The organism is Pseudomonas sp. 58(2021) (assembly GCF_017491585.1).
GTDB lineage: Bacteria > Pseudomonadota > Gammaproteobacteria > Pseudomonadales > Pseudomonadaceae > Aquipseudomonas > Aquipseudomonas fluorescens_BT.
The window spans coordinates 142,377-155,472 of the sequence record NZ_JAFGYZ010000015.1 but is presented as its reverse complement, the minus strand read 5'-3'; the positions used below and the strand labels follow the sequence as shown (position 1 = coordinate 155,472).

At 61.6% G+C, this 13,096-nt stretch carries 13 protein-coding genes; 10 read left to right on the top strand and 3 right to left on the bottom strand.

What is annotated here, in order from left to right:
* From J5M72_RS18860 to J5M72_RS18850, 3 genes are all read left to right on the top strand, one after another.
* On the top strand, nt 1-965 hold a 965-nt coding region (locus tag J5M72_RS18860; RefSeq protein WP_207866765.1), incomplete at its 5' end, for a glycosyltransferase family 1 protein.
* The gene (locus J5M72_RS18855) at nt 958-1,734 is read left to right on the top strand and encodes a polysaccharide deacetylase family protein (RefSeq protein ID WP_207866764.1); all 777 of its coding nucleotides are present in this window, start codon (nt 958-960) and stop codon (nt 1,732-1,734) included. The genes J5M72_RS18860 and J5M72_RS18855, both read left to right, overlap by 8 nt.
* On the top strand, nt 1,731-2,729 hold the full coding sequence (locus tag J5M72_RS18850; protein WP_207866763.1) for a lysylphosphatidylglycerol synthase transmembrane domain-containing protein: 999 nt from the start codon (nt 1,731-1,733) through the stop codon (nt 2,727-2,729). Before J5M72_RS18855 ends, J5M72_RS18850 begins: the two co-directional genes overlap by 4 nt.
* Here J5M72_RS18850 and J5M72_RS18845 read toward each other — a convergent pair.
* Together J5M72_RS18845 and purU are read right to left on the bottom strand one after the other, a co-directional pair.
* Nucleotides 2,713-2,889 carry a hypothetical protein gene (locus J5M72_RS18845; RefSeq protein WP_007951232.1) on the bottom strand — a complete coding sequence of 59 codons (177 nt, stop codon included), beginning with the start codon at nt 2,887-2,889 and terminating at the stop codon, nt 2,713-2,715. The two genes, J5M72_RS18850 and J5M72_RS18845, sit on opposite strands and share 17 nt — an antisense overlap.
* Nucleotides 2,890-2,981: 92 nt before the next feature.
* Nucleotides 2,982-3,830 carry a formyltetrahydrofolate deformylase gene (gene purU, locus J5M72_RS18840; RefSeq protein ID WP_007912774.1) on the bottom strand — a complete coding sequence of 283 codons (849 nt, stop codon included), beginning with the start codon at nt 3,828-3,830 and terminating at the stop codon, nt 2,982-2,984.
* Between the two features lie 339 nt (nt 3,831-4,169).
* Between purU and mvaT the strand changes: the two genes are divergently transcribed.
* Entirely contained in the window at nt 4,170-4,547 is a 378-nt protein-coding gene (gene mvaT / locus J5M72_RS18835) for a histone-like nucleoid-structuring protein MvaT (protein WP_007951234.1), read from the top strand.
* A 100-nt stretch (nt 4,548-4,647) separates the two neighbouring features.
* Here the strand turns inward: mvaT and sbcB are convergent, their stop codons facing one another.
* Entirely contained in the window at nt 4,648-6,078 is a 1,431-nt protein-coding gene (sbcB, locus tag J5M72_RS18830) for an exodeoxyribonuclease I (protein ID WP_207866762.1), read from the bottom strand.
* A gap of 180 nt (nt 6,079-6,258) precedes the next feature.
* Here sbcB and J5M72_RS18825 point away from each other — a divergent pair, with 180 nt between their 5' ends.
* From J5M72_RS18825 to J5M72_RS18800, 6 genes are read left to right on the top strand one after another with little or no spacing between them, the layout of a single operon-like run.
* Entirely contained in the window at nt 6,259-6,984 is a 726-nt protein-coding gene (locus tag J5M72_RS18825) for an RDD family protein (RefSeq protein ID WP_207866761.1), read from the top strand.
* A complete protein-coding gene (locus tag J5M72_RS18820; RefSeq protein WP_169431648.1) occupies nt 6,981-7,958 on the top strand; it encodes a stage II sporulation protein M in 978 nt (325 codons plus the stop codon). Before J5M72_RS18825 ends, J5M72_RS18820 begins: the two co-directional genes overlap by 4 nt.
* Nucleotides 7,945-9,489 carry a DUF4129 domain-containing protein gene (locus J5M72_RS18815; RefSeq protein WP_207866760.1) on the top strand — a complete coding sequence of 515 codons (1,545 nt, stop codon included), beginning with the start codon at nt 7,945-7,947 and terminating at the stop codon, nt 9,487-9,489. The genes J5M72_RS18820 and J5M72_RS18815 overlap by 14 nt, the downstream gene beginning before the upstream one ends.
* The gene (locus J5M72_RS18810) at nt 9,486-10,649 is read left to right on the top strand and encodes a DUF4350 domain-containing protein (protein WP_207866759.1); all 1,164 of its coding nucleotides are present in this window, start codon (nt 9,486-9,488) and stop codon (nt 10,647-10,649) included. Before J5M72_RS18815 ends, J5M72_RS18810 begins: the two co-directional genes overlap by 4 nt.
* A complete protein-coding gene (locus tag J5M72_RS18805; RefSeq protein WP_207866758.1) occupies nt 10,646-11,647 on the top strand; it encodes a MoxR family ATPase in 1,002 nt (333 codons plus the stop codon). Before J5M72_RS18810 ends, J5M72_RS18805 begins: the two co-directional genes overlap by 4 nt.
* Complete coding sequence (locus J5M72_RS18800) at nt 11,644-12,978, top strand: DUF58 domain-containing protein (protein WP_169431652.1); 1,335 nt, start codon at nt 11,644-11,646, stop codon at nt 12,976-12,978. Before J5M72_RS18805 ends, J5M72_RS18800 begins: the two co-directional genes overlap by 4 nt.
* Nucleotides 12,979-13,096 lie beyond the last annotated feature (118 nt).

The following is a 13,096-nucleotide window of genomic DNA, read 5'->3' as shown; positions in this document are numbered from 1 at the left end:
GCGTTTACACGGTTCCCGCCCCCGCCCTGCCCTTCGGCAAAGGCTATCGTTTTCCCCTGCGCCTGGCCCCGTGGCGAAACGTCCTGCAGGACTTGCAACCGGATCTGATCGAAGTCGGCGATCCGTACCTCACCGCCTGGGCCGCGCTCGATGCGCGTCGGCAACTGGATGTGCCGGTAATCGGTTTCTATCACTCCGACCTGCCGCTGTTGGTGGGCAACCGAATGGGCCACTGGGTCACGCCGAATATCGATGCGTATGTGCGCAAGTTGTACGGTAATTTCGACCGGGTGCTGGCGCCCAGCCAGGTCATGGCCGACAAGCTCAGCGGGCTGGGCGTGCGCAACGTCTTCGTGCAGCCGCTGGGCGTTGACCTGCAGACCTTCCACCCCGATGCCCGCGACGCCGCGTTGCGCAGCGAACTGGGGATCGCCGAGGACACACGCCTGTTGATCTTCGCCGGTCGGGGCTCCAAAGAGAAAAACCTGCCGGTGCTGCTCGATTGCATGAAACGCCTGGGCCCGCGTTATCACTTGCTGCTGGTCGGCTCGTCGATGCCGGCGTCCGTCCCGGCCAACGTCAGCGTGATCGACCGGTTCTGCCCGGCCACCCAGGTCGCACGCCTGATGGCCAGTGCCGACGCGCTGATCCATGCCGGCGATCAGGAAACCTTCGGCCTGGTGATTCTGGAGGCCATGGCCTGCGGCATTCCGGTGGTGGCGGTGGCGGCCGGGGCGTTCGAGGAAATCGTCAGCGAATCCTGCGGCCTGCTCTGTGCGCCGAACAATGCGCAATCCATGGCCAATGCCGTGCGCGAACTGTTCAGTCGCGGGACTGGCTCACTTGGTCAACAGGCGCGCCAACATGTCGAGCGCAATTACGCCTGGGACACCGTGGTCGACAGCCTGCTGGGCCACTACCACGCCGTACTCGGCGATTCGGCTCCGTGGGTGGCCAATGGCTGAATCTCACGAGCGCCCGGCGGTGATGCTGGTGCTGCATGACGTGGCCCCCTCCACGTGGGCCGATTATCGAGGATTCGTCGACGCCGTTGACCGGTTGGGCAACGTACCGATGACGTGGCTGGTGGTCCCGGACTTCCATCGACACGATGCCCTTGAGGCTCACCCGGCGTTCTGTCGAATGCTCGACGAGCGCGTCGCACGCGGCGATGAACTGGCCTTGCACGGCCATTTCCATGAAGACACCGAACCCGGCCCGCGAACGGCGCGCGACTGGTTCATGCGCCGGGTCTACACCCATGAAGGCGAGTTTTATCAACTGTCCCGTGAAGCCGCCCTCGCCCGCCTGCACCCAGGTATCGATCTGTTTCGGCGCCACGACTGGCCGCTGCACGGTTTCGTCGCCCCGGCCTGGCTGATGAGCGCCGGCACACGCCAGGCACTGCGCGAACTGCCGCTGCGCTACACCAGCGATCCGCAGCATCTTTATCACTTGCCGGATTTCACTGCGGTCGAGGCCCCGGGACTGGTCTGGAGCGCACGCAGCGCCTGGCGTCGCGGCATGTCGAAGGTCATCAGCGAACAGCGTGAGCAGCGCTGGCGTCAGGCGCCGGTGATTCGTCTAGGCTTGCACCCGGTGGACATGCGCCATCGGTTTTCCCGGGATTACTGGTGGCGCACCCTTGAACGACTGTTGGCGGACGGACGCGTGCCCATGACCAAAATCGACTGGCTGACGCGCCAGCGCACTCAAGCCGAGCGTGCCGCTTGAGTCGCGGCATTCTGTTACTGATCGGCCTGCTGGTGGCCGTGGCGGTGCCCGTCCTGCTCGGCGGCGGCGAGACTTTGGAGCGCTTGCAGGCTTTTCCGCTGAATTGGCTGTTGATCATGTTCGCCATGGTGCTGCTGTGCTGGGGCATCAACACCCTGCGCCTGCGGCTGCTGCTCGGCGATCAGCGTGACCGGGTCACGCCCGTCAAAAGCCTTGGGGTGGTCATGGCCGCCGAATTCGCCTGGTGCGCCACGCCCGGCGGCAGCGGCGGGCCGTTGACGATCATGGCGCTGCTGGCGCGCAGCGGCGTGCGCCCGGCCCGGGGCAGTGCCGTGTTTGCGATGGATCAGTTGAGCGATCTGCTGTTTTTTCTCTGCGCCCTGAGCGGGATCCTGATCTACGCGCTGTTCCAGCATCTCAGCGACCGTATGGAATGGCTGCTGACCGTCAGTGCCCTGTCGTTGACCGGCGGTCTGTTCAGTTGCGTGCTGGTCGCGCGCTATCACCGTCGATTGATTCGCCTGAGCGGACGCCTGCTGGCCGGGATGAACGTCGAACCGCGTACCCGACGGCGCTGGGCGCGGCAGTTGCTGCACTTTCTGGCCGCATTCACCGATGCGCTGAAATTGCCGTGGCAGACATTGATCAAGGTGTTCGTCCTGACCTGCGTGCATTGGTCGCTGCGTTACAGCGTGCTGTATCTGGCGCTGCGCGGGCTGGGGGCGGATGTGCAGTGGGCCTGGACGTTTCTGATTCAGATGCTTTCGCTGGGTGCGGGGCAGTTCAGCCTGCTGCCGGGCGGTGCCGGTGCGGCGGAATTGACCTCGGCGGCGCTGCTGGCGCCGATGGTCGGCAAATCGACCGCGGCGGCGGCGATCCTGATCTGGCGGGTGGTGACGTATTACTTCTACCTGCTGGTGGGTGGCCCGGTGTTTCTGTTGATGCTGGGCAGGCCGTTGCTGAAAAAATTGCTGAGCGTCAGACAGGCTTCTTGAGGTCGTCCTCTTCGTCCTTGAGTTGCTCCCACAGTTCGGCGGCACCGGGAAACTCCGTGCCGTCCTCCGGGCTCAGGTCATCCGGGTCATAGCGGCTCAGGCAGCCTTCGCCAAGGGTGGCGGGGGCTTTGGAAGTGGCTTTGTCCAGTGGATCGCTCATGAACGCTTCCTCACAGGGCTGCAACAAGGCAAAAAAAAGGGCCTGAGGCGATTGAACGCCCAGGCCCTTTGTTTTTCAACCGAAAGCTTCGATCAGAACACCACGGTCTTGTTGCCGTGCACCAGCACGCGGTCTTCCAGGTGATAGCGCAGGCCACGGGCCAGCACCATCTTCTCGACGTCACGGCCGAAACGCACCATGTCTTCAATGCTGTCGCTGTGGCTGACACGCACTACGTCCTGCTCGATGATCGGGCCGGCATCCAGCTCTTCGGTCACGTAGTGGCAGGTTGCGCCGATCAGCTTCACGCCACGCAGCGAGGCCTGGTGATACGGCTTGGCACCGACGAACGACGGCAGGAAGCTGTGGTGAATGTTGATGACCTTGTGAGCGTATTCGCGGCACATGTCCGGCGGCAGGATCTGCATGTAGCGCGCCAGCACCACCACTTCGGCGTCATGCTGCTTGACCAGGCGCGACACTTCGTCGAAGGCCGGCTGCTTGTCCTGCGGATTGACCGGGACGTGGTAATAAGGAATGCCGTGCCACTCGACCATGCTGCGCAGGTCATCGTGGTTGGAAATCACGCAGGAGATCTCGCAATCGAGTTCATCGCTGTGCCAGCGGTGCAACAGGTCGGCCAGGCAGTGGGATTCACGGCTGGCCATCAGCACCACGCGCTTCTTCTGCTCGGTGTCGGTGATGCGCCAGTCCATCGAGAACTCTTCGGCGATCGGCGCAAACTTCTCGCGCAATACCTCGATACCGAAAGGCAGGGAATCGGCACGGATTTCGTGACGCATGAAGAACCAGCCGACCTGATTGTCCGAGTGGTGGCTCGCTTCGGTGATCCAGCCATTGTGGGCCGCCAGAAAATTACTGACTTTGGCAACGATGCCAACGCGGTCCGGGCAAGAAATCACCAGCCGAAAAGTGCGCATGAGGGGGAAACTCCAGAACTTCGCAAAGGCGGCCATTCTAGCGACTGCGCGGGAAAACTGCAGTATTGATGCCCCCCGGAACCTCGCGGCAGTCCGTCACAGATTTTTTGACGCTGGCAAACGCCAGAATGATGGCGCAGCAATAGCCATGCATGAACAGTCCTGTGTGAATATCTGTGAAGACTCCATCACAATATTTAACTGAACATTCAATTCAGGGCTTTTCAACGTAACTAATTCAAATAAAAACCCCGGTTAAATGTTTACTTGATGAAACAGCCTGACTATTATTGCGGCACTGTCCCCTGCCATCGCGCACTCCCACATAAGGTAGTAATCATGTCCTTGATCAACGAATACCGTGCCACCGAAGAAGCTATCAAAGAGCTGCAAGCTCGTTTGAAGAACCTGTCGCAAGACGACAAACTGCAAGCCGAGCTGGAATTTGAAGGCAAACTGCGCACACTGATGGGCGAATATTCCAAATCCCTGCGCGACATCATCGCGCTGCTGGATCCAGAATCCAAAACCAAAGCACCACGTGGCGGCGCAGCCAAAACTACCGGCACCAAGCGTGCTCGCAAAGTTAAACAATACAAAAACCCGCACAACGGCGAAGTCATCGAAACCAAAGGTGGCAACCACAAAACTCTGAAAGAGTGGAAAGCCAAGTGGGGCGGTGATGTGGTTGAAGGCTGGGCTACCCTGCTGGGCTAAGCCGCAACCCCCGTCGCAGCCCCCTGCGCGGCATAAAAAAACGCCAGCATCCGCTGGCGTTTTTTTATGCCCGTCATTCAGGCGACGGACATGTTCGATTTCAAAGATTCAAACGTTTGCGTAATGCCTGGACATAGTTCTGCCATTCAATCAACACCTGGGCCTGCATCGGCGCAGCACTAAGCAGCCATTGCTTCATGGCCTCGGCAAAAGATTGCAAGGTATTAGGGGCACCCCACTCCGGCTCGGACAAGCGTTGCCGACAAAAGATTTGCCAGCGTTCTTGCTCTTCGAAACTCAACGTATCCGGAAAGTTACGCGCTCGATATCGAAACAACAATTCGGGCAAGCGTTCGTCATCGAACGGCCATTGCTCTCGCGCCAATTGTGCAGGATCTGCCGTCCTCACTTGCTCACATAGTCGCCGGTCTCGATCACCGATAAATCCGTCGTACAACTGTTGTTCCGGATCTTCACTCGGGGTGAAATCTTCGCTGGCATAAATCGCCGAGACTTTATCTTTCCAAACTTGTTGTGCGTCACTTAGTCGCAATGCGCGCGCCTGATAAAGCGCCATGTCCAGCCCCAGACGCTGCTGATCTTCAGCTCTCAGCACCGACAACGGCGCCACCACCGGGCACTTGTTGATGTGAATCAGCTTGAGCGGCACCGGCAGCTCACCCTCGGCCAGATCGTCGCGACGGGTATACAGGCGCTGGCGCAAGGCCTGTGCATCCAGATCCAGCAGGCCCTGCGGGTCCAGATGCAGATCACAGACGATCAACGCATTCTTGTTGCGCGGATGCCAGGCCAGCGGCAGCACCACACCGACAAAACTGCGGGCCGCCGAAAAGCGTCCGGAAATGTGCACCATCGGCTGCAACAGGCGAATCTGGTCCATGACCTTCTGCTTGCTGCGCAGCTGGAACAGCCAGTCATACAACCGGGGCTGTTTCTCGCGGATCAACCGGGCCAGGGCGATGGTGGCGCGCACGTCCGACAGCGCCTCGTGGGCGTTGCCGTGATCAATGCCATTGGCAGCGGTCAGGCGTTCGAGCTTGAGCGTCACCCGGCCTTCGTCATCGGTTGGCCAGACCAGCCCGTCGGGACGCAACGCATAAGCGGCGCGCACCACATCGATCAGGTCCCAGCGACTGTTGCCGCCCTGCCATTCACGGGCGTAAGGATCGAAAAAATTGCGGTACAGGCTGTAGCGGGTCATCTCGTCATCGAAGCGCAGGGTGTTGTACCCCGCGCCGCAGGTGCCGGGGGCGGCGAGCTGGGCATGAACCCGGGTCATGAAGTCGGCTTCGCTCAAACCTTGCTCGGCGAGGCGGCTCGGAGTGATGCCGGTGATCGCGCACGCGGCCGGGTGCGGCAGGATGTCTTCGCTGGGCTGGCAGTAAAGATTGACCGGTTCGTCGATTTCGTTGAGTTCGTGGTCGGTGCGGATCCCGGCCACTTGCAACGGACGGTCGCATCGGGGATTGATGCCGGTGGTTTCGTAGTCGTACCAGAAGATGGAAGTCACGGGCGGTTCCTGAACTGAAGATCGGCAAAGTCTAGGCGTTCGACCGCCGTCGCGGCCAGCACCGCATCATTCAGTCACCTTTGGTTGAAAGATGTGTATGACATAGTGATGTCGTTTCCCCCCGAGAGGCTGCTAGCATCGGATTCACTCGCATCCCGATCCGGCAACATCAGGTAGCCCATGCTCGAGACCACAGCACCGCCAAGGAAAGCACCGCTGGCCCCGCCACTGGAAACGCGGCACCAGGTTGAAACGCCGGAAGGCATCGACCTGCCGCTGCGTCCCGCCGGTCTGATGGTGCGTGCCGTGGCGTTTACCATTGATCTGGGGTTGCGCGGGCTGATCCTGGGCCTGCTGCTGATGTTGCTGGCGCTGCTCGGCAAACTCGGCATCGGCCTCGGCTCATTGCTGCTGTTTGTGGTGAGCTGGTGGTACATGGTGCTGTTCGAAGTACTGCGTCAGGGCCGCTCGCCGGGTAAACAATGGATGGGCCTGCGGGTGGTGCACGACGACGGCACGCCGGTCGGCTGGTCGGCCTCCCTGTTGCGCAACCTGCTGCGTTTTGTCGACCTGATGCCATTCGGCTACTTCCTCGGCGCGATCAGTTGCCTGCAACACCCGACCTTCAAACGCCTCGGCGACATCGCTGCCGGCACGCTGGTGATCTACAGCGAACGCCCGCTCAGGCACCCGCAGTTACCCGATGCCGAACCACGCCGCTCGCCGATCCCGCTGACCCTGACTGAACAACGCGCCCTGCTCGCCTTCGCCGAACGCCAGGGGGAACTGTCGACCGCGCGGGTCAACGAGCTCGCCGCATTGCTGGCCCAGCCGCTGCGCATCAGCGCCCCCAAAGCCGTCGGCGAGCTCAACGGCATCGCCCGTGGCCTGATGGGGCCGACATGAAACAAAGCCTTTTCGAAAGCCGCCACAAGGCCGAATGGGAGCGCTTTACACTCGCTCTCGAACGATTGGAACGAGGCAAGGACACTTCGCAGGTGGCCGAATTTCCCAAGGCCTATCGCCGACTCTGCCAACATCTGGCTCTGGCGCAGGAGCGTGGCTACAGCAGCTTTCTCGTCGACTCCTTGCAACAGCTCGTGCTACGCGGTCATCAACAGCTTTACCGTCATCGCCGACAGCTCGGTGCCAGCCTGCTGAGTTTCATCCTCGCCGGATTCCCGCGGCTGGTACGGGCGCAATGGCCTTTCGTGCTCGTGGCCGGGCTGCTGTTCTTCGGCAGCCTGGCCAGTTTCGGGGTACTGGTGTATCTGAATCCCGAATTGATCTACAACATGATCCCCGCCGAGCAGGTCCGCGAGATGCAGAGCATGTACGATCCGGTCGCCGGCCACCTCGGGCGCTCGGCCGAGCGCGCCGCCAGTGAAAACTGGGTGATGTTCGGCTACTACATCATGCACAACATCGGCATCGCCTTTCAGACCTTCGCCAGCGGTTTGCTGCTGGGTCTGGGCAGTGCGTTTTTCCTGTTCTACAACGGCCTGACCATCGGTGCAGTGGCCGGGCACCTGAGTGAAATCGGCTTCGGTCAGACCTTCTGGCCTTTCGTGATCGGTCACGGCGCATTTGAACTCAGCGCAATTGTCCTGGCCGGCGCAGCGGGGTTGAAACTGGGTTGGACACTGATTGCACCGGGACGCCTGACTCGCGGTGAGGCCTTGAGACACGCGGCGCGCCAGAGTGTCTTGCTGATCTGCGGGGTGATGCTGTTCCTGCTGATCGCCGCGTTCATCGAGGCGTACTGGTCATCACGCACCGGGGTCACGTCGCAGACCAAATACCTGGTCGGCGCGGGACTCTGGCTCTGCGTGGCGATTTATCTGCTGTTCGCCGGAAGGAGCCGCCATGCGCCTGAGTGACGCGACGGTGGTGATCCGCCCACGCAGCACCTGGGAAGCCATGGACCTGGGCGTGCGCATGAGCCAGCAGCATCGGCGCTTGCTGATGACCAGCTGGGCCATCGTCACCCTGACATTGTTTGCGGTCCTGAGCCTGTTGTTCTGGGATTCTCCGTCGCTCGCGGTGTTCATCTTCTGGTGGCTGAAACCGGCCTATGAGCGTTTGCCGCTGTACATCCTCTCCAAAGCCCTGTTCGGCGAAACACCCACTTTGCAACAGGCGTTACGCCAATGGCCGCACTTGCTCAAACCGCAACTGCTGGCCAGCCTGACCTGGCGACGCCTGAGCTTGAGTCGCAGCTTCCTGATGCCGGTGGTGCAACTCGAGGGCCTGGGCGGCCTCGCACGACAGCAGCGTGTGCCGGTGCTTCTGCAACGCAACGCCGGCGCGGCCCAGTGGCTGACGATCATCGGCGTCCATCTGGAAACGGCACTGTGGATTGGCCTGATGGTGCTGTTCTATTTACTCCTGCCACAACAGGTCGAAACCGACTGGGACTGGCAAAGCCTGATCTTCGCCGCCGATCACCAATGGCGCTGGCTCGAGCACTTGACCAATGCCCTCTACGCTCTGGTACTGGTGATCTGGGAACCGATCTACGTCGCCTGCGGTTTCAGCCTCTACCTCAACCGGCGCACCATCCTCGAAGCGTGGGACATCGAACTGGTGTTCCGCCGCCTGCGCCAGCGCCTGAACAGCAGCGCGCTCGGTGTGCTGCTGGTGGTTTGCCTGTTGCTGCCGGGAGTTCCCTCGGCATGGGCAGCCGCCCCCGCCACCGCTCCGGATGCGCCCCGGCTTTTGAATCAGCCACTGACCAGCCAGGCGTCTCGCGACAGCATCAACGCCTTGCTCGAACAACCGCCGTTCAAGAACAAGGAAACCGTCACCCGCTATCGCTTTGGCGAAGATCCCGCCACCGCCGAAAAAGCCAAGGACGGCAAGGCGCCGCAATGGCTGAAAACCCTGCTCGGCTGGCTCAACGGTCAACACCTCAACGGGTTGGCCAAGGCGATTGAAGTGTTGCTGTGGGCCGTGGTGATCGCAGCACTCGGCTGGTTGATCTGGCGCTATCGCGAGTTTCTGCAGACGTTCGTCAGTCGTCGCCCGCCATTGTCCAAGCGGATAAAACGCCCCTTGCCACAGCAAGCCTTCGGCCTCGACCTGAGCCGGGAAACACTGCCCGACGACATCGCCGCCAGTGCCGAACAGCTCTGGCAGACCCAGCCCCGCGCGGCGCTCGGTCTGCTGTATCGGGCGCTGCTCAGTCACCTGCTGCACGATTTCAACCTGACGCTGAAACCCGCTGACACCGAAAGCGAAGTACTGGCACGGATCGAACACTTGCAGCGTCCGGACCTGCTCGCCTACAGCCGTCATCTCACCGGCCACTGGCAGAACATGGCCTACGGACACCGCGTGCCGGCGGCGCATCTGCAACAGGAACTGTGCGATGGCTGGCGGTCACTGTTCGGCCATGGAGCCGCCCGTTGAACCGGCGCACGATCTGGCTGGCCGGCGCGCTGATCGTCGCTCTGCTGAGTGCGCTGGGCGTTTATCTGTACCTCAAGGCCACGCCTTACCAGACCGTGGTCGATCACGGCCCCTCGCCCGCCGCGCAAGCCAATCCTTATCTGGCGGCGGAGATGTTTCTGCGCGGTCACGGGATAACCGTCGGCCATGCCGAAAGCCTGTCCGTGCTGCTCGAGATCGATCCGCGCCAACACACCCTGCTGTTGTTCAACGATCGTTCGAAAATGACGCCGCGTCAGGTCGATCAAGTCTTGAACTGGGCCCGGGCCGGCGGGCGGCTGGTATTCGTTGCCGAGTCGCTGTGGGATGAAAAGACCGGCCAGAGCAACGACCTGCTGCTCGACCGTGTGCAACTGCATCAGTCCCTGAGCAAGGATCTCAAAGACCCGCCGCCGGATGCCGACGAAGATCCCTACCCCAACCTGACCAAGCTCTATCTGGAAGACGAAGACGCGCCGGCCTACGCCGGGTTCGACACCGCGTTCCACCTCGACGACCCGAAAAACCTCGCCCAGGCCTGGGCCAACAGCGCCAGAGCCACCCACATGATGCAACTGCCCTACGGCGTCGGCTCGGTCACCGTGGTAACCGACGCCGAACTGTGGAAAACCCCGGCCATCGCTCAGCACGACAATGCCTGGCTGCTTTGGTACCTGAGCGCCGACACCTCCGTAACCCTGCTGTACAACACCGAACACGACGGTCTGCTGACTCTGCTCTGGCGCTACTTCCCACAAGCCATCGTCGCCCTGCTCGCCTTGATCGGACTGTGGTTGTGGCATGTCGGCGTGCGTCACGGGCCGGTGCAGGCCCCTGTCCCGAGCGGTCGTCGTCAGTTGATGGAACACCTGCGCGCCAGCGCCGATTTCATCCTGCGCCACAACGGCCAACAGACCTTGCTGCAAGCCCTGCAGCAGGACGTCCTGCGCCGCGCCCGTCACCGTCATCCCGGTTTCGACCAATTGAACGTCGCCGAACAATGGCTGGCCTTGTCGCGCCTGACCCGCCAACCGACCCGTGCCATCAGCCAGGCCCTGAGCCCGGCACCGAAGCGGCGCCTGTCCAGCGCCGAATTCTGCCGTCAGGTCGCCCACCTGCAAGCCTTGAGGAACTCGCTATGACCGAACACATCGAACCCGGCTCGCCCAGCCACGCCGCCCAGCAACGTCACCGTGCCAGCCAGTTGGCACAAGCGGTACGCGGTGAACTGCAAAAGGTGCTGATCGGCCAGAACCCGGTGATCGACGACGTGCTGACCGCGCTGATCGCCGGCGGTCACGTGCTGCTCGAAGGCGTTCCCGGCCTCGGCAAAACCTTGTTGGTACGCGCCCTGGCAAAATGCTTCGGGGGCGAGTTCGCGCGCATCCAGTTCACCCCGGACCTGATGCCCAGCGACGTCACCGGCCACGCTGTCTACGACCTGCAGACCGAGCAGTTCAAACTGCGCAAAGGCCCGCTGTTCACCAACCTGCTGCTGGCCGACGAGATCAACCGCGCCCCGGCCAAGACCCAGGCCGCTCTGCTCGAAGCGATGCAGGAACGTCAGGTCACTCTCGAAGGCCGCCCCCTGCCGATTGCCCAGCCGTTCATGGTGCTCGCCACGCAGAACCCGATCGAACAGGAAGGCACTTACCCGCTGCCCGAAGCCGAGCTCGACCGTTTCATGCTCAAAGTACGCATGGATTACCCCGAAGCCGACCAGGAGCTGGACATGGTGCGCCAGGTCAGCCGCTCGACCCGCGCCGACATGCTCGACGTGCAACCGCTGCGCACCGTGTTGCAAGCCAAGGACGTGCAAGCCCTGCAGCGCATCGCCAGCGATCTGCCACTGGACGATCAGGTGCTCGATTACGCCGTGCGCCTGGCCCGCAGCACCCGTACCTGGCCGGGGCTGAGCCTGGGCGCCGGGCCACGCGCCTCCATCGCACTGGTGCGCTGCGCCCGCGCCCGGTCCCTGTTGCGCGGCGGCGAATTCGTGATCCCGGACGACATCAAGGGCTGCGCACTGGCGGTGCTGCGTCACCGGGTACGCCTTGCACCGGAGCTGGACATCGAAGGGCTGCAAATCGATCAAGTCCTTCAGCAACTGCTCGACCAAGTACCGGCGCCGCGCCTGTGAAACCCTCGCGCCTGCTGTTGATCTGGCTGGCGATCCTGCTGGTCATCGGCATTGTGCTGGGCGCGTTGCAGGCGCTGGACGTCGAGGTGCCATCGAGCCTGTTGTCGATCAACTGGGGATTGTTGCTGGCGCTGTTTGCGCTGAGCCTGCTGGACGCGCTGCGCCTCAAGCGCCTGCCCTCGCCCCGCGTACATCGGCATATGCCCGGCAGCCTGGCCCTCGGTCGCTGGAGCGAAATCCGGCTGGAGGTCGAACACGATTTCGCCCAGCCACTGCCCCTTCAACTCTTCGACCATGTACCCGACGGCCTTAGCTACGAAAACCTGCCGCTCTCGACCGAGCTGCAACCTGGCCAGCGCAGCCTGATCGGCTATCGCCTGCGCCCACTCAAGCGCGGCCACTTCAGCTTCGACACCTGCGAACTCAACCTGCCGAGCCCTTTCGGCCTGTGGTCCGGCAAACGCCTGCTGAACATCACTGATCACACCCGCGTCTACCCCGACTTCGCCCGCCTCTACGACGGCCAGCTGCTGGCGGTCGACAACTGGCTCAGCCAGCTCGGCGTACGCCAGCGCCAGCGCCGTGGCCAGGGAATGGAATTTCATCAGCTAAGGGAATTTCGCGAAGGCGACAGCCTGCGCCAGATCGACTGGAAAGCCACCGCCCGCCATCGCACACCGATTGCCCGGGAGTACGAAGACGAGCGGGATCAACAGATTGTTTTCATGCTCGATTGCGGGCGGCAGATGCGAAGTCAGGATGGGGAGCTGTCGCATTTCGATCATGCGTTGAATGCGTGTTTACTGTTGAGTCATGTGGCGTTGCGGCAGGGGGATGCGGTGGGCTTGTCCACCTTCGCCAGTGATCAGCCGCGGTTTATTGCACCGGTCAAAGGTGCGGGGCAGCTCAAGGTGTTGCTCAATGGTGTTTACGATCTGGATAGCACGCGGCGTTCGGCGGACTATCCGGCTGCGGTGAATCAGTTACTGGCCAGACAAAAGCGTCGGGCGCTGGTGGTGCTGGTGACGAATGTGCGGGATAAGGATGATGAGGAATTGCTGAACGCCGTCAGACAACTAAGCCACCGGCATCGAGTACTCGTGGCCAGCCTGCGTGAAAGCAAGCTTGAAGATAGACGGTATGCTCAGGTGCAAACGATTGAGCAAGCGCTTGAATACTGCGCAACAGTGGATTACCTGAACGCCCGATCGGTGCTCCATGAAAAATTGAGTGCCCAAGGAGTACAAGTGATAGATGTCCCCCCAAGTGAATTGAGCACAGACGTAATTTCGCGGTATCTGAACTGGAAAAAATCTGGAGCACTCTGCTAACACACTGTGAAATTCACACAGGAGGGCCAGATTAAAATTACGAAAATCAAAAAGTTCTAAACAATAAGCTGGCTCAGTTCACCCGCGGAGCATCACAGCTGATGCAGCTCACCATTTG